This is a genomic window from Streptomyces sp. NPDC053474, assembly GCF_044544845.1.
Lineage (GTDB): Bacteria > Actinomycetota > Actinomycetes > Streptomycetales > Streptomycetaceae > Streptomyces.
In genome coordinates, this window is record NZ_JBITXV010000007.1 from 445,660 (window position 1) to 460,602 (window position 14,943).

Annotated in this window: 13 protein-coding genes, 1 pseudogene and 1 riboswitch; of the genes and pseudogenes, 10 read left to right on the forward strand and 4 right to left on the reverse strand. The window is 72.2% G+C overall.

Annotated elements, in window-relative coordinates:
• Positions 1 to 27: 27 nt before the first annotated feature.
• Positions 28 to 564: pseudogene (locus tag ACIG3E_RS19675) on the reverse strand (murein hydrolase activator EnvC family protein); the annotation flags it as partial.
• 268 nt (positions 565 to 832) lie between these two features.
• Between ACIG3E_RS19675 and rpsB the strand changes: the two are divergent.
• From rpsB to ACIG3E_RS19725, 10 genes are all read left to right on the forward strand, one after another.
• Positions 833 to 1,723 (forward strand): 30S ribosomal protein S2, encoded by an 891-nt coding sequence (gene rpsB / locus ACIG3E_RS19680; protein WP_399617671.1) that lies wholly within the window; start codon positions 833 to 835, stop codon positions 1,721 to 1,723.
• Positions 1,724 to 1,821: 98 nt separating this feature from the next.
• On the forward strand, positions 1,822 to 2,658 hold the full coding sequence (gene tsf, locus ACIG3E_RS19685; protein ID WP_399617674.1) for a translation elongation factor Ts: 837 nt from the start codon (positions 1,822 to 1,824) through the stop codon (positions 2,656 to 2,658).
• A 234-nt stretch (positions 2,659 to 2,892) separates the two neighbouring features.
• A complete protein-coding gene (pyrH, locus tag ACIG3E_RS19690; protein ID WP_242724292.1) occupies positions 2,893 to 3,651 on the forward strand; it encodes a UMP kinase in 759 nt (252 codons plus the stop codon).
• Between the two features lie 187 nt (positions 3,652 to 3,838).
• Positions 3,839 to 4,396, forward strand: a complete 558-nt coding sequence (gene frr / locus ACIG3E_RS19695; protein WP_399617679.1) for a ribosome recycling factor — start codon at positions 3,839 to 3,841, stop codon at positions 4,394 to 4,396.
• A 57-nt stretch (positions 4,397 to 4,453) separates the two neighbouring features.
• The gene (locus ACIG3E_RS19700) at positions 4,454 to 5,596 is read left to right on the forward strand and encodes a phosphatidate cytidylyltransferase (RefSeq protein WP_399617682.1); all 1,143 of its coding nucleotides are present in this window, start codon (positions 4,454 to 4,456) and stop codon (positions 5,594 to 5,596) included.
• 146 nt (positions 5,597 to 5,742) lie between these two features.
• Positions 5,743 to 6,849, forward strand: coding sequence for a 23S rRNA (adenine(2503)-C(2))-methyltransferase RlmN (rlmN, locus tag ACIG3E_RS19705; protein ID WP_399617685.1), 1,107 nt, complete (start codon positions 5,743 to 5,745; stop codon positions 6,847 to 6,849).
• Positions 6,850 to 6,875: 26 nt separating this feature from the next.
• Positions 6,876 to 6,992, forward strand: a riboswitch (TPP riboswitch).
• Between the two features lie 82 nt (positions 6,993 to 7,074).
• A complete protein-coding gene (locus ACIG3E_RS19710; protein ID WP_399617689.1) occupies positions 7,075 to 8,163 on the forward strand; it encodes a thiamine ABC transporter substrate binding subunit in 1,089 nt (362 codons plus the stop codon).
• The gene (locus tag ACIG3E_RS19715; protein WP_399617692.1) at positions 8,139 to 9,836 is read left to right on the forward strand and encodes an ABC transporter permease; all 1,698 of its coding nucleotides are present in this window, start codon (positions 8,139 to 8,141) and stop codon (positions 9,834 to 9,836) included. Before ACIG3E_RS19710 ends, ACIG3E_RS19715 begins: the two co-directional genes overlap by 25 nt.
• Positions 9,836 to 10,915, forward strand: a complete 1,080-nt coding sequence (locus ACIG3E_RS19720) for an ABC transporter ATP-binding protein (RefSeq protein WP_399617695.1) — start codon at positions 9,836 to 9,838, stop codon at positions 10,913 to 10,915. Before ACIG3E_RS19715 ends, ACIG3E_RS19720 begins: the two co-directional genes overlap by 1 nt.
• 9 nt (positions 10,916 to 10,924) lie before the next feature.
• Entirely contained in the window at positions 10,925 to 11,704 is a 780-nt protein-coding gene (locus ACIG3E_RS19725; RefSeq protein WP_399617698.1) for a maleylpyruvate isomerase family mycothiol-dependent enzyme, read from the forward strand.
• A gap of 41 nt (positions 11,705 to 11,745) precedes the next feature.
• Here ACIG3E_RS19725 and ACIG3E_RS19730 read toward each other — a convergent pair whose 3' ends face one another.
• The 3 genes from ACIG3E_RS19730 to ACIG3E_RS19740 all read right to left on the reverse strand — a co-directional run bounded on the left by ACIG3E_RS19730 (position 11,746) and on the right by ACIG3E_RS19740 (position 14,712).
• Positions 11,746 to 12,939, reverse strand: coding sequence for an LOG family protein (locus ACIG3E_RS19730; protein WP_399617701.1), 1,194 nt, complete (start codon positions 12,937 to 12,939; stop codon positions 11,746 to 11,748).
• A 38-nt stretch (positions 12,940 to 12,977) separates the two neighbouring features.
• Positions 12,978 to 13,382 (reverse strand): VOC family protein, encoded by a 405-nt coding sequence (locus tag ACIG3E_RS19735; protein WP_399617704.1) that lies wholly within the window; start codon positions 13,380 to 13,382, stop codon positions 12,978 to 12,980.
• Positions 13,383 to 13,554: 172 nt separating this feature from the next.
• The gene (locus tag ACIG3E_RS19740; RefSeq protein WP_399617707.1) at positions 13,555 to 14,712 is read right to left on the reverse strand and encodes a hypothetical protein; all 1,158 of its coding nucleotides are present in this window, start codon (positions 14,710 to 14,712) and stop codon (positions 13,555 to 13,557) included.
• Between the last annotated feature and the right edge of the window lie 231 nt (positions 14,713 to 14,943).

The window sequence follows — 14,943 nt, forward strand, 5'->3', positions numbered from 1 at the left end:
CAGCAGCGCCCCGGCCAGCACCCCGGCGCCCGTCAGCGGCAGCAGTCGTGACGGCCCTCCGCCCAGCAGCCACGGCGGCAGCAGGCCCAAGGGGTTCAGATACGCCTCGGCCCGGCGCAGGCCCCAGTGCAGGCACGCCATGGGGCAGTGGGAGCGGGCCGAGACCTCGACCGTGCCCAGGAGGTCGCCGGTGGAGACCTCGGCGCCCTTGCGCACCGACGCCCGTACCGGCTCGTAGGTCGTGCGCAGCGGGGGATCCCCCGTGCCCGTGAGCTCCACCGTGAGCACGCCTCGGCCCGCCACCCGGCCCGCGTAGGAGACCCGCCCCGGCGCCACCGCCCGCACGGGGGAGCCCGGGGGCGCGGCCAGGTCCACGCCCCGGTGGCCGGGACCGTACGCCGTCGCCGGGGGCTCCCAGCCCCGGACGATCCAGGGGCGCGCGCCCACCGGCCAGGCGCCGCCCACGGCGGGCACCGGGTCGGCGGCCGCCAGGGCGCCCGGGGGCGGCAGCGCGGCGAGGAGCACGAGCACGGCCGAGGTCAGGAAGCGTCGCAGACGTGACATGCCAGAACCGTCCCGCGCCGCCGCGATCCGCAGGGATCTTGGCCGGGAACTGTGGACTACCAGCCGGTTGTGGACAGCGGCGTCACCCAGCACCTCGCGGGTCCCGTACACTTCATGTGGCGATCCGGGTCACCGGGTCGACTTCGCACGCCCCGGCACCGGGCTCTTTGAGCCGCAGGTGTCAGCGCCTTTCGGTCCCGCACGCGAGTGCGTGGCACGGCGCGCGCAGGGCGTCAGGACACAACCGAGAAAACCAAGGAGTACGGCCATGGCCGTCGTCACGATGCGGGAGCTGCTGGAAAGCGGCGTCCACTTCGGTCACCAGACCCGTCGTTGGAACCCGAAGATGAAGCGCTTCATCTTCACGGAGCGCAACGGCATCTACATCATCGACCTGCTCCAGTCGCTGTCGTACATCGACCGCGCCTACGAGTTCGTCAAGGAGACCGTCGCCCACGGCGGCACGGTCATGTTCGTGGGTACGAAGAAGCAGGCGCAGGAGGCCATCGCCGAGCAGGCCACCCGCGTCGGCATGCCCTACGTCAACCAGCGCTGGCTGGGCGGCATGCTCACCAACTTCTCGACCGTCTACAAGCGCCTGCAGCGCCTCAAGGAGCTTGAGGCCATCGACTTCGAGGACGTGGCCGCCTCCGGCCTCACCAAGAAGGAGCTGCTGGTCCTCTCCCGCGAGAAGGCCAAGCTGGAGAAGACCCTCGGCGGTATCCGCGAGATGCAGAAGGTGCCCAGCGCCGTCTGGATCGTGGACACCAAGAAGGAGCACATCGCGGTTGGCGAGGCCCGGAAGCTGAACATCCCGGTCGTCGCGATCCTCGACACCAACTGCGACCCCGACGAGGTCGACTACAAGATCCCGGGCAACGACGACGCGATCCGCTCCGTCACCCTGCTCACCCGCGTGATCGCCGACGCCGTCGCCGAGGGCCTCATCGCCCGCTCCGGCGTGGCCACCGGCGACTCGAAGCCGGGCGAGAAGGCCGCGGGCGAGCCGCTGGCCGAGTGGGAGCGCGACCTGCTCGAGGGCGAGAAGAAGGCCGACGAGAAGGCCGCTGACGCCGAGGCCCCCAAGGCTGATGAGGCCCCCAAGGCCGAGGAGAAGGCCGCCGAGGCTCCGGCCGCGGACGCCGCCGAGCAGGCCTGACCTCAGCATCGGATGCTGACGGCGGGGGCCCGCGCCACGAGCGCGGCCCCCGCCGTTCACCCGTAGATCTTCGACTTCGAGAAAGACTTCAGAGAATCATGGCGAACTACACCGCCGCTGACGTCAAGAAGCTCCGCGAGCTCACCGGCGCCGGCATGATGGACTGCAAGAAGGCGCTCGACGAGGCCGACGGCAACGTCGACAAGGCCGTCGAGGCGCTGCGCATCAAGGGCCAGAAGGGCGTCGCCAAGCGCGAGGGCCGCTCCGCCGAGAACGGCGCGATCGTCTCCCTGATCGCCGACGACAACTCCACCGGTGTCATCGTCGAGCTGAAGTGCGAGACGGACTTTGTCGCCAAGGGCGAGAAGTTCCAGGCCGTCGCCGCCGCGATCGCCGCGCACGTCGCCAAGACGAACCCGGCCGACATCGAGGCGCTGCTCGCCTCCGAGATCGAGGCCGGCAAGACCGTCCAGGCGTTCGTCGACGAGGCCAACGCCAACCTTGGCGAGAAGATCGTCCTGGACCGCTTCGCGCAGTTCTCCGACGGCTACGTCACCGCCTACATGCACCGCACGATGCCCGACCTGCCCCCGCAGATCGGTGTCCTCGTCGAGCTGGACAAGCCGAACGCCGAGGTCGCCCGGGGCGTCGCCCAGCACATCGCCGCCTTCGCGCCGAAGTACCTCTCCAAGGAGGACGTCCCGGCCGAGGTCGTCGAGGCCGAGCGCCGCGTCGCCGAGGAGACCACCCGCGCCGAGGGCAAGCCCGAGGCCGCCCTGCCGAAGATCGTCGAGGGTCGCCTCAACGGCTTCTTCAAGGACGCCACCCTCCTGGGCCAGCCCTACGCCCTCGACAACAAGAAGTCCGTCGAGAAGGTCCTGCAGGAGGCCGGTGTCACCCTGAAGCGCTTCTCGCGCATCAAGGTCGGCATCTGAGTCCGCACCACGATCGCCGGTAGACCCCGCTAGGGTCTACCGCGGTCGCCCGCGTGCGCAGCGGCGCGCGCGACGGCCGTGACGTCGTACCGCGAGGGCCGTACCGAGAGCGACGGTGCGCCTCGCACGCGACGGACGACCGCAAGATCTGACGAGGAGGCCATTGCCGAGCATGGGATGAACACCACCCCACCGGCAATGGCCTCTTCGTATGTGCACCACTAGGAGAACTCCATGACCAAGGCCGACACCAAGACTGACGACGGCAAAGTGGCCGGGCGCTTCCTGCTGAAGCTCTCCGGTGAGGCGTTCGCCGGGGGCGGCGGCCTCGGCGTCGACCCCGACGTGGTGCACAACATCGCCCGCGAGATCGCGGCCGTCGTGCGGGACGGCGCGCAGATCGCCATCGTCATCGGCGGCGGCAACTTCTTCCGCGGCGCCGAGCTCCAGCAGCGCGGCATGGACCGGGCCCGCTCCGACTACATGGGCATGCTCGGCACGGTCATGAACTGCCTCGCCCTCCAGGACTTCCTGGAGAAGGAAGGCATCGACTGCCGCGTCCAGACCGCCATCACCATGGGCCAGGTCGCGGAGCCGTACATCCCGCTGCGCGCCGTGCGCCACCTGGAGAAGGGCCGCGTCGTGATCTTCGGCGCCGGCATGGGCATGCCGTACTTCTCCACCGACACCACCGCCGCCCAGCGCGCTCTGGAGATCGACGCCGAGGCCCTGCTCATGGGCAAGAACGGCGTCGACGGGGTCTACGACTCCGACCCCAAGAAGAACCCGGACGCGGTGAAGTTCGACTCCCTCGGCTACGGCGAGGTCATCACCCGCGACCTGAAGGTCGCCGACGCCACCGCCATCACGCTGTGCCGGGACAACAAGCTGCCCATCCTGGTCTTCGAGCTGCTCGCCGAGGGCAATATCGCCCGGGCGGTCAAGGGTGAGAAGATCGGCACGCTCGTCGGCGACCAGGACTCCCGGGCCTGAGCCGAGGACGTCCGTCCCGCACGGGGCCCCACCGGGCTCCGGGGGCTCCCCGGGGTTCCACGGGGCTCCGAGGCGCCGCTGAGGGATGGACAAAGCCCTGCCGGTCGGACACCGTGCAGGAAAGAGACGCGACGCAGCCGGCCGATCCATGGAAGCCGGGCCCACTCAAGACACGCAGGAGCAAGTGGTGATCGAAGAGACCCTCCTCGAGGCCGAGGAGAAGATGGAGAAGGCCGTCGTGGTCGCCAAGGAGGACTTCGCCGCGATCCGCACGGGCCGTGCGCACCCGGCGATGTTCAACAAGATCGTGGCCGACTACTACGGCGCGCTGACGCCGATCAACCAGCTCGCCTCGTTCTCGGTGCCGGAGCCGCGCATGGCGGTCGTGACGCCGTTCGACAAGACCGCGCTGCGCAACATCGAGCAGGCGATCCGCGACTCCGACCTCGGCGTCAACCCGAGCAACGACGGCAACATCATCCGGGTGACGTTCCCCGAGCTCACCGAGGAGCGCCGCCGCGACTACATCAAGGTCGCCAAGGGCAAGGCCGAGGACTCGAAGGTGTCGATCCGCTCCGTGCGCCGCAAGGCCAAGGAGGCCCTCGACAAGGCCATCAAGGACGGCGACATCGGCGAGGACGAGGGCCGCCGCGCGGAGAAGGAGCTGGACGAGCTCACCGCCAAGTACGTTGCCCAGGTCGACGAGCTGCTCAAGCACAAGGAATCCGAGCTGCTCGAGGTCTGACCCGTGGGGTCTGCCGAGTCGAGCGACGTCTGATCTAGGTCTGAGGAATCCGATTCCGTGAACGACACTTCCTGGGGGGCGCCGTCCAGAGCCGGGTACTGGGGGGCGCCCGACCAGGGGCCGCTCCAGGGTGCTGCCCCGGTGGGTCCCGCACACGATGCGCACGCGCTGAATCCGTCAGAGACTCAGCCCATGCCCATCGTTCCCGACGTAGCCGCGAGCGGCGGACACCAGGACGACGACCGGGGGGCTGCTCAGTCGAGCGGCCCCCTGTTCCGTGACGAGACCGCGCACGCAGCGCACGCGGCGCACTCTTCGAACCCCGCGCAGAAGCCGCAGGAGCCCATGACCGGCGCACCACAGCCCGCCCCAGCACCCCAGAAGAAGAGCGCGGGGCGCGACCTCGGGGCGGCCATAGGGGTCGGCGTGGGCCTCGGTGCCGTCATCCTCGCGTCGCTGTTCTTCGAGAAGGCCGTCTTCGTCGGCGTCATAGCGGTCGCCGTCGTGGTCGGCCTGTGGGAGCTCACCTCCCGTCTGCAGGAGCGCAAGGCCATCAAGGCGCCGCTGGTGCCGCTGGCCGTGGGCGGCGCGGCGATGGTCGTCGCCGGGTACGTGCGCGGCGCCGAGGGCGCCTGGGTGGCGATGGCGCTCACCGCGCTCGCGGTACTCGTCTGGCGTATGACGGAGCCACCGGAGGGCTATCTCAAGGACGTCACCGCGGGCGTCTTCGCGGCCTTCTACGTGCCCTTCCTCGCCACCTTCGTGGCGCTGATGCTCACCGCCGACGACGGCCCGCAGCGGGTGCTCACCTTCCTGATCCTGACCGTGGTCAGCGACACCGGGGCGTACGCGGTCGGCTGGCGGTTCGGCAAGCACAAGCTGGCGCCGCGCATCAGCCCCGGAAAGACCCGGGAGGGCCTGCTCGGCGCGGTGGCCTTCGCCATGGCGGCGGGCGCGCTGTGCATGCACTTCATGATCGACGACGGCACGTGGTGGCAGGGCCTCCTGATCGGCCTCGCGGTGGCCGCGAGCGCGACGCTCGGCGACCTCGGCGAGTCCATGATCAAGCGGGACCTCGGCATCAAGGACATGGGCACGCTGCTGCCGGGCCACGGGGGCATCATGGACCGGCTCGACTCCTTGCTGCCGACGGCCCCGGTGGTGTGGCTGCTGCTGGTGGTGTTCGTCGGGTCGGGGTGATCCCTGCCCTCCCGGGGTGGCCCTGCCTCCCCGGGGTGGCGCAACCCCACTGGTCCAGCTCGGCTGACCTGGTGTTTCTTGCGTGAGGAGCCCGTTGTCCACAGGCGGCGGGCTCCTTGTCGTATCTCTGGGACAATGGAGTCATCATGCCCAAGCCCGGAGAACTCACTTTCGTCGCGCCCCGCGGAGCCAAGAAGCCGCCGCGGCATCTCGCCGACCTCACGCCCGCCGAGCGCAAGGAGGCCGTCGCCGCCATCGGCGAGAAGCCGTTCCGCGCCAAGCAGCTCTCGCAGCACTACTTCGCGCGGTACGCGCACGACCCCGAGCAGTGGACGGACATCCCGGCCGGGGCTCGCGGCAAGCTCCAGGAGGCGCTGCTTCCCGAGCTGATGAGCGTCGTGCGGCACATCAGCTGTGACGACGACACCACGCGCAAGACCCTGTGGCGCCTCTTCGACGGCACGCTCGTCGAGTCCGTGCTCATGCGGTACCCCGACCGGGTGACGATGTGCATCAGCTCCCAGGCGGGCTGCGGCATGAACTGCCCGTTCTGCGCCACGGGCCAGGCGGGCCTCGACCGGAACCTGTCCACGGCCGAGATCGTGCACCAGATCGTGGACGGCATGCGGGCCCTGCGCGACGGCGAGATCCCGGGCGGCCCCGCGCGGCTGAGCAACATCGTCTTCATGGGCATGGGCGAGCCGCTGGCCAACTACAACCGGGTGGTCGGCGCGATCCGCCGCCTCACCGACCCCGAGCCCGACGGCGTGGGCCTGTCCCAGCGCGGCATCACCGTCTCGACGGTCGGCCTGGTGCCCGCCATCCACCGCTTCGCCGACGAGGGCTTCAAGTGCCGCCTGGCGATCTCCCTGCACGCCCCCGACGACGAGCTGCGCGACACCCTCGTCCCGGTGAACACCCGGTGGAAGGTCCGCGAGGTCCTGGACGCGGGCTGGGAGTACGCCGCGAAGTCCGGGCGGCGGCTCTCCATCGAGTACGCCCTGATCCGCGACATCAACGACCACGCCTGGCGCGGTGACCGCCTCGGCCGCCTCCTCAAGGGCAAGCCGGTGCACGTCAACCTGATCCCGCTGAACCCCACGCCGGGCTCGAAGTGGACGGCCTCGCGCCCCGAGGACGAGAAGGCCTTCGTCGAGGCCATCGCCGCCCACGGCGTGCCCGTGACCATCCGCGACACCCGAGGTCAGGAGATCGACGGCGCCTGTGGACAGCTCGCGGCTGCCGAACGCTAGCGCGGTACGCTGGCCGGAACATCTGCATATTCCGACAGGGGAGCGCCACAGCGCTGAGAGTGCGGCACCTGACACAGGCCGGCCGCAGACCCTCTGAACCTCGCCCGGGTCATTCCGGGTAGGAAGTTCGGTCACCACTCAAGCTGTTGCGCCCTGCCCGCGAACCGCCCGGTCCGCGGGCAGGGCCGCGTCTTCTCCTGGTCACTCCAGGAGGAATGAACTCACGTGAGCACCACCAAGAAGGCCACGCTCACCGCGGTCGCGGTGGGCCTCGGGCTCGTCGCCGTCTCCGCGTGCGGCTCCGGCGGCGACTCCGGCGGTTCCTCGTCGGGGTCCAAGGACGTCACGCTGGTCAGCCACGGCTCCTTCAACGTCTCCAAGGACGTCCTGAAGGACTTCGAGAAGCGTTCCGGGTACAAGGTCCGCGTCCTCAAGGACGGCGACGCGGGCCAGGCCGTCAACAAGGCGATCCTCACCAAGGGCAACCCCCAGGGCGACGTCTTCTTCGGCGTCGACAACACCCTGCTCTCGCGCGCCCTCGACAACGGCCTCTTCCAGCCGTACGAGGCCAAGGACGCGGGCCTGGTGAAGCCGGAGTACCGGCTCGCGAAGGGCGAGCGCCGCGTGACGCCCGTCGACAGCGGCGACATCTGCGTGAACTACGACAAGAAGTACTTCGCCGACAAGAAGCTCGCGCCGCCGAAGACCTTCGCCGATCTGGTCAAGCCCGCGTACAAGAACCTCCTGGTCACCGAGAACGCCTCCACGTCCTCGCCCGGCCTCGGCTTCCTGCTCGGCACCGCGGCCGCGTACGGTGACGACGGCTGGCAGGGCTACTGGAAGAAGCTCAAGGACAACGGCGTCAAGGTCGTCGACGGCTGGGACCAGGCCTACAACCAGGAGTTCTCCGGCTCCGCGGGCGGCAGGAAGGCCAAGGGCGACCGGCCGCTCGTCGTGTCGTACGCCTCCTCGCCGCCCGTCGAGGTCCTGTACGCCAAGCCGCAGCCGAAGCAGGCCCCGACCGGTGTCGCGACCGGCACCTGCTTCCGGCAGACCGAGTACGCGGGCCTGCTCAGCAACGCCAAGAACGCCAAGGGCGGCAAGGCCCTGCTCGACTTCCTGTCCGGCAAGGAGTTCCAGGAGGACATGCCGCTCCAGATGTTCGTGAACCCCGTGCGGGAGGGCGCGCGGGTGCCGAAGCTCTTCCAGGAGCACGGCGTCGAGGTCGCCGCCCCCCGGACCATGGCCCCCAAGAAGATCGCCGACAACCGTGAGCCGTGGGTCAAGTCGTGGACCTCGCTCGTACTGAAGTAGCGAAGGCCCCGGCCCGTAAGGGCTGGCGGCCGTCGCGGGGAGGCGCGGCGCGGCTCGGGCTCATGGCCCTGCCCGTCGCGTTCTTCGCCGTCTTCTTCGCCTATCCGGTCGCCGCGATCGTCGCGCGCGGCCTGAAGGTGGACGGCGCCTGGCAGTTCGGGCGGATCGCGGACGTGCTCGGGCAGTCCGACATCCAGCACGTGCTGTGGTTCACCACCTGGCAGGCGCTCGCGTCGACGGCGCTCACCCTGCTGTTCGCGCTCCCCGGCGCGTACGTCTTCGCGCGCTTCGACTTCCGGGGCAAACAGGTGCTGCGGGCCGTCGTCACCGTGCCGTTCGTCCTTCCGACCGTCGTCGTGGGCACCGCCTTCCTCGCGCTGATCGGGCGCGGCGGGCTCGTCGACGAGCTGTGGGGCGTCCGTCTGGACACCACGGTGTGGGCGATCCTGCTCGCTCACGTCTTCTTCAACTACGCCGTCGTCGTGCGCACCGTCGGCGGGCTGTGGGCCCAGCTCGACCCGCGCCAGGAGGAGGCCGCGCGGATGCTCGGGGCCTCGCGCACGCGCGCGTGGCGCACGGTGACGCTGCCCGCGCTCGCGCCCGCCGTGGCGGCCGCCGCGCTGATGGTCTTCCTGTTCACGTTCACGTCCTTCGGCGTCGTGCAGATCCTCGGCGGACCCACGTACGCGACGCTCGAAGTGGAGATCTACCGGCAGACGGCCAACCTGCTCGACCTGCCGACGGCCGCCGTCCTCACCCTCGTGCAGTTCGCGGCGGTGGGCGGGGTCCTGGCCGTGCACGCCTGGACCGTGCGCCGGCGCGAGAGCACGCTCCGCCTCGTCGACGCCGCGACCACGGCGCGCAGGCCGCGCGGGGCCGGGCAGTGGGGGCTGCTCGGCTTCGTGCTGCTCACCGTGGCCGTGCTGATCGTGCTGCCGCTCGGCGTCCTGGTGCAGCGCTCCCTCGACGGCCCACAGGGGTACGGCTTCGCGTACTACCGGCAGCTGACCTCGACGGAGGGCGGGGCCTTCCTGGTGCCGCCCGTCGAGGCGATCGGGAACTCCCTGACGTACGCGGCCGTGGCCACCGTCATCGCCCTGGTCGTCGGGGGGCTCGCGGCCACCGCGCTGACCCGGCGCGCGGGCCGCCTCGTGCGCGGCTTCGACGCGCTCCTGATGCTGCCGCTCGGCGTGTCCGCCGTGACGGTCGGCTTCGGCTTCCTCATCGCCCTGGACGAACCGCCGCTCGACCTGCGGGCGTCCTGGTTCCTGGTGCCGCTCGCCCAGGCCCTGGTGGGCGTGCCGTTCGTGGTCCGTACGATGCTGCCCGTGCTGCGCGCCGTGGACGAGCGGCTGCGCGAGGCGGCGGCCGTGCTCGGGGCCTCGCCGCTGCGGGCCTGGCGGGAGGTCGACCTGCCGCTGGTGCGCCGGGCGCTGCTCATCGCGGCCGGGTTCGCCTTCGCGGTGTCGCTCGGCGAGTTCGGCGCGACGGTGTTCATCGCGCGGCCGGACAACCCGACCCTGCCGGTCGCGGTGGCCACCCTGTTCGGTCGCCCCGGTGACCTCAACTACGGGCAGGCCATGGCCCTTTCGACGATTCTCATGGTGGTGTGCGCGGTGTCGCTCCTGCTCCTGGAGCGGCTGCGCACGGACCGTACGACGGGAGAGTTCTGATGACCGCCACGGCCTCCGTGGACGCCGTGCCGGGCGCGCTGCTGCGGCTCGACGAGGCGACCGTGCGCTTCGGCGCGCACACCGCCCTTGACGGGGTCGGCCTCGATGTCGCCGAGCACGAGATCGTGTGCGTGCTCGGGCCGAGCGGCAGCGGCAAGTCCACCCTGCTGCGGGTGGTCGCCGGGCTCCAGGCGCTCGACTCCGGGCGGGTCGTGCTCGGCGGCCGCGACCAGACCGGGGTGCCCGCGCACAAGCGGGGCGTCGGCCTGATGTTCCAGGACCACCAGCTCTTCCCGCAGCGCGACGTGGCGGGCAACGTGGCCTTCGGCCTGCGCATGCGCGGTGTCCCGCGCGCCGAGCAGGCGCTGCGGGTGGCGGAACTCCTCGATCTGGTGGGCCTGCCGGGGGCGCAGAAGCGGGCGGTCGCCTCGCTGTCGGGCGGTGAGCAGCAGCGGGTCGCGCTCGCGCGGGCGCTCGCGCCCCGGCCGCGCCTGCTGATGCTGGACGAGCCGCTCGGCCAGCTCGACCGGTCCCTTCGGGAGCGCCTGGTCGCCGAACTGCGGGAGCTGTTCCAGGAGTTGGGGACGACGGTGCTCGCTGTCACGCACGACCAGGGCGAGGCGTTCGCGCTCGCCGACCGGGTCGTGGTGATGCGGGACGGCCGGATCGCCCAGTCCGGTACGCCTCTTGAGGTGTGGCGCAGGCCCGCCGACGAGTTCGTGGCGCGCTTCCTCGGCTTCGACAACGTGGTCGACGCGACGGTCACGGGACCGGCCGCCGCGACCGTGTGGGGCAAGGTGCCGGTGCCGGACGGCACGGCGGACGGCCCCTGCCGACTGCTCGTACGCCCCGCCGGAGTGCGGCTCGTGGGGGCGGACGACGGGCTCGCGTGCGTGGTGACGGGGCGGACGTTCCGGGGCACGCACGTCGCCGTGCGCCTGGAGCCGGTCGGCGGTGAGGGCGCGCCCCGTCTGGAGGCCGCGTGCGGACTGCGCGACGCGCCGGAGCCGGGCGCGCGCGTGGGCGTGCGCTTCGCGGTGGAGGAAATCGTCGTGCTGCGGCGGGGAGCGACGGCCTAGGCTCGGCCCATGACCAGCCTTCCGTACGAGCGTTACCGCGACCAGGTCGCCGCGCAGCTGGAGAGTCTGCGGGCGACCCTGGACGGCGCCGATCTGTCGGTGACCGTCCCCACCTGCCCCGACTGGACCCTCGACCGGCTCGTACGGCACACGGGCGGTGCCGTGCGCTGGGTCGAGCTGCACGTGCGGACCCGGGCGACGGAGCACATCCCCGACGCGCGGGTGCCCGGTTTCGACGGGCCCGAGGGCGGGGGCGTGGCCGCGCTCGACGCGTGGCTGGCCGAGTCGGCGGAGATGTTCGACGCGACGCTGCGGGGCGCCGATGCCGATACGCCCGTGTGGTCCTGGGCAGGGGAGGCCACCGCCGGGTTCTGGGCGCGGCGCATGACGCACGAGGTGGCGATCCACCGGGCGGACGCGGCGATCGCCGTGGGCGCCCCGTACGAGGTGGCGCCCGACGTGGCCGCCGACGCCATCGACGAGTGGCTGGACATCGTGCGGTTCGTGCAGCTGGCGAAGGCGGATCCGCGGGCTGCGGAGCTGGTGGGGGAGGGGCGGACGCTGGGGCTGCACGCGGTGGACGCCGGGGTGGAGTGGCTCATTACGCTCGGGCCGGACGGGGTCGCGTGGGCGCGTGGGGGTGCTGGGGCGGATGTCGTGCTGCGGGGGCCTCTGACCGAGGTGTTGCTGGCGTTCTATCGGCGGCGGGGGCTGGATTCCGGGCGGGTCGAGGTGCGGGGGGATCGGGGGCTGCTGGAGTTCTGGCTGGCGAGGGCCTCGTTCGGCTGAGCCTCGTCCGTGCGGGGCCCTGTTGAACGGCTGGGCGGCACCTAGGCGCTGTGCCCACCCTTCCCCAAGCTCTCGGCTTCGCTCGAGCAGGGGATGCCCCACTCGCCCTGCGGGACGATTGCGCACAGCAGGGACGCAATTGCCTCCTCCATGTCGTCCACCAGTGCGATCCGTTGCGCCATCGGGCGGTTGGTTGCCAAGGCCTGGAGGAGGGGCCAGGTCGGGAGGTGGGTGGTCCAGTGGGTGCGGTCGACCAGGATCATGGGGGTGGGCTCGCCGCGGGACTCGTAGTAGTTGGGGGTCGCGTTGTCGAAGATCTCCTGGACCGTGCCGGCGGCGCCGGGCAGGAAGACGACGCCCGCGTTCGAGCGGGCGAGCAGTCCGTCCTCGCGCGTGGCGTTGGCGAAGTACTTCGCGAGGTGCGCGGCGAACGCGTTCGGCGGCTCGTGGCCGTAGAACCAGGTGGGGATTCCGACGGACGCTCCGCCGTCCGGCCACCGCTCCCGCACGGCGAACGCGGCCTTGGCCCACTCGGTCACCGACGGGGTGAACGACGGCGCCTTGGCGAGGAGTTCGAGGGCTTCGTCGAGCATGGTGTCGTCGTACGGGGCGGCGTACGCGCCGAGGTTCGCGGCCTCCATCGCGCCGGGCCCGCCGCCCGTCGCCACCGTGAGACCGGCCCGCGCGAGGGAGCGGCCGAGCCGGGCCGCGCCCGCGTACGCGTCCGTGCCGCGGCCCATCGCGTGGCCGCCCATGACGCCCACGACCCGCGCGCCGTGCAGGAGTTCGTCGAGCGCGTCGGAGACGGAGTCGTCGTGGACCGCCCGCAGCATGGAGGCGAAGACGTCGCCGTCGGCCTTGGTCCGCTGGAACCAGGCGTACGCGCGGGCGTCCGGTGTCGCGTCGTACCCGCCGTCGGCGAGGCCCGCGAACAGGTCGCCCGGTGTGTAGAGGCGGGCGAGGTAGGGGTCGAAGGGCAGCCCCGGCACGGGCGGGAAGACCAGGGCGCCGGAGGCACGGACCCGGGCCGCCGCTTCCTCGCGCATGGGGCAGCCCAGGAAGACGGCGTCCGTGGTGTCCACGGCCAGCAGCGCTTCCGTACGGTCCGTCAGATCGACGGCCTGGACGCGGTATCCGGCCAGTGAGCCGTGTGCCGCGACGACCTCGTCGAACGCGGCGAGCGTCTCGATCTCGCGGTCGCCGGGGTGCGGGGCGGATGCTGCGGAGGGGAGCATCCGCCCATGCTAGGCACCCGGCGGCGGGGACGGTGGGGTCAGCCCTCGACCTGGGCCGGGTCCATCCACATGATCTCCCAGGTGTGGCCGTCGAGGTCGTCGAAGCTGCGGCCGTACATGGTGCCGTAGTCCTGGGTGCGGCCCGCGGTGCCGCCCGCCGCGACGGCCTTGTCGACCACCGCGTCGACCTCGGCGCGGCTCTCGGCGCTGAGACAGAGCAGGACCTCGCTGGTCTTCGTGGAGTCCGCGATCTCCTTGGTGGTGAAGTCCCGGTAGCGCGCCGTGCCGAGCAGCATCGCGATGATGGTGTCGCTGATGACCACGCAGGCGCAGTCGTCCGTCGTGAACTGGGGGTTGATCGTGTAGCCGAGCTCCGTGAAGAACTTCTTGGAGGCGTCGACGTCGGACACGGCCAGGTTCACGAAGATCATCTGCTGGTACATGAGGTGTCTCCCGCTCGGGTGGGGTGCGGTGTGTCTTACAGACGGGTAGACGGAGGGGCGGTCTTGAACTCATCGGTCGTGCGGAAGTTTTTTCGAGCGGACGGGGCGGGCCCTCGCGTGAGCACCCCCGGCGCGCCCTTTCCCGGGGCCAGAGGGCCCCGGGAGCGGCGCCTCAGGCCGTCAGCGGCATCGCCGAGAGCTGTGCCACCAGCCAGGTCAGCGGGCCGAACGTGGCCGCGAGCACGCCCGCGCGCAGGGCCGCGGAGCCCCGGAGCAGGGACGCGGGCGCCCCGAGGCGGACCAGCGCCGCCCGGGTCGAGGCGCGGGCGCGGCGGGCCTCGGTCGCCGCGGTGGCCAGGGTGAGCACCGTGCAGCCCGCGACCAGGAGTGCGCCGAGGGCGGTGAGCGGGCCGATGTCCGCGCGGCCGCCCGCCGCGTGCAGGGTGGTGAGCGCGTAGGCGCCCGACGCCACCGCGCACACCACGCCGAGGGGCTGGCCGATCCGCCGCGCCTCCCGCATCAGGACCCGCCCGGCGAGCAGCCGGAGCGCCCCGGGCCGCACGGCCTGGAGCACGCGCCCGCACAGGTGGGTGAGGCCGGGCCCGGCGAGCGCGAGGCCGATCGCGGTGAGCGCCCACCCGGCGAGCACCCCGGCCGGGCCGCCGTCGATGCCGCCGGGCATGCGCAGGCCCGGTGCCGCGTCGGCGCCGCTCGCGTACGTCTCGACGGCGAGCCCGGCCGCGAGCAGGGCCACGCCCCACGGCAGGCCGCCCGGCGCTGGGGGCGGCGCGTCGGGGTCGGGCGGCTCCGCGCCGGGTTTCGTGCGCCGCGGGCGCAGCGTGAGCGCGACCGCGCCACAGGCGCCGAGTGGGGCGAGGGCGAGCAGGGTGAGCGCGGCGGCGAGCGGCAACGGCCGGTCGGCGGCGAGGAGTTGGGCGGCGGCGCCGTCGAACGGCAGGCCGGTGAGGTCGCCGCGCAGGTGCAGGAAGAACAGCAGCGCCACCATGGACCCGAGGGTGCAGGCCACCGCCGTGGTCATGGCCGAGATGGCCATCAGCCGCCCGGGGCCGAGGCCGACCGAGGCGAGCCCGGGGCGCGGCTTGGTGCCGGGGTCGGTACGGGCCACGGCGACGGCGAAGTAGCCGGTGGCGGCGAGCGGCAGCGCGCACCAGGCCAGGCGCGCCGCGGCGCCGCCGGAGCCGGGGTGGCCGAGGCCGTAGCCGAGGGCGCACAGGAGCAGGAACCCGGTCCCGGCCGCCGCGGCGGCGACGAGCAGGCGGCGCAGCAGGACCAGGGGGTGGGCGCCGCGCGCTAGACGGAGAGCGAGCACGCGGCCCGGCCTTCCGCGTCGGACCCGCCGGGCCGCCCGGAGCCCCCTGGCCCACCGGCGACGGCACCGGGCCGTTCGTCGTCTCCAGCCTCGCCCGCGGAGGCGCCTGGCCCGCCCGCGGAGGCGCCTGGCCCGCCCGCGGAGGCGCCTGGCCCGCCCGCGGAGGCGCCTGGCCCGCCCACGGAGACACCCGGCTCACTCGCGGAGGCGCCCGGCCCGCCCACGGAGGCG

Bases quoted from the DNA above. Each gene is read 5' to 3' on its own strand.
- pyrH (WP_242724292.1), top strand. From the start codon at position 2,893: ATGACCAAGGCCGACACCAAGACTGACGACGGCAAAGTGGCCGGGCGC.
- rpsB (WP_399617671.1), top strand. From the start codon at position 833: ATGGCCGTCGTCACGATGCGGGAGCTGCTGGAAAGCGGCGTCCACTTC.
- tsf (WP_399617674.1), top strand. From the start codon at position 1,822: ATGGCGAACTACACCGCCGCTGACGTCAAGAAGCTCCGCGAGCTCACC.
- ACIG3E_RS19735 (WP_399617704.1), bottom strand. From the start codon at position 13,382: ATGTACCAGCAGATGATCTTCGTGAACCTGGCCGTGTCCGACGTCGAC.
- ACIG3E_RS19720 (WP_399617695.1), top strand. From the start codon at position 9,836: ATGACCGCCACGGCCTCCGTGGACGCCGTGCCGGGCGCGCTGCTGCGG.
- ACIG3E_RS19730 (WP_399617701.1), bottom strand. From the start codon at position 12,939: ATGCTCCCCTCCGCAGCATCCGCCCCGCACCCCGGCGACCGCGAGATC.
- rlmN (WP_399617685.1), top strand. From the start codon at position 5,743: ATGCCCAAGCCCGGAGAACTCACTTTCGTCGCGCCCCGCGGAGCCAAG.
- ACIG3E_RS19725 (WP_399617698.1), top strand. From the start codon at position 10,925: ATGACCAGCCTTCCGTACGAGCGTTACCGCGACCAGGTCGCCGCGCAG.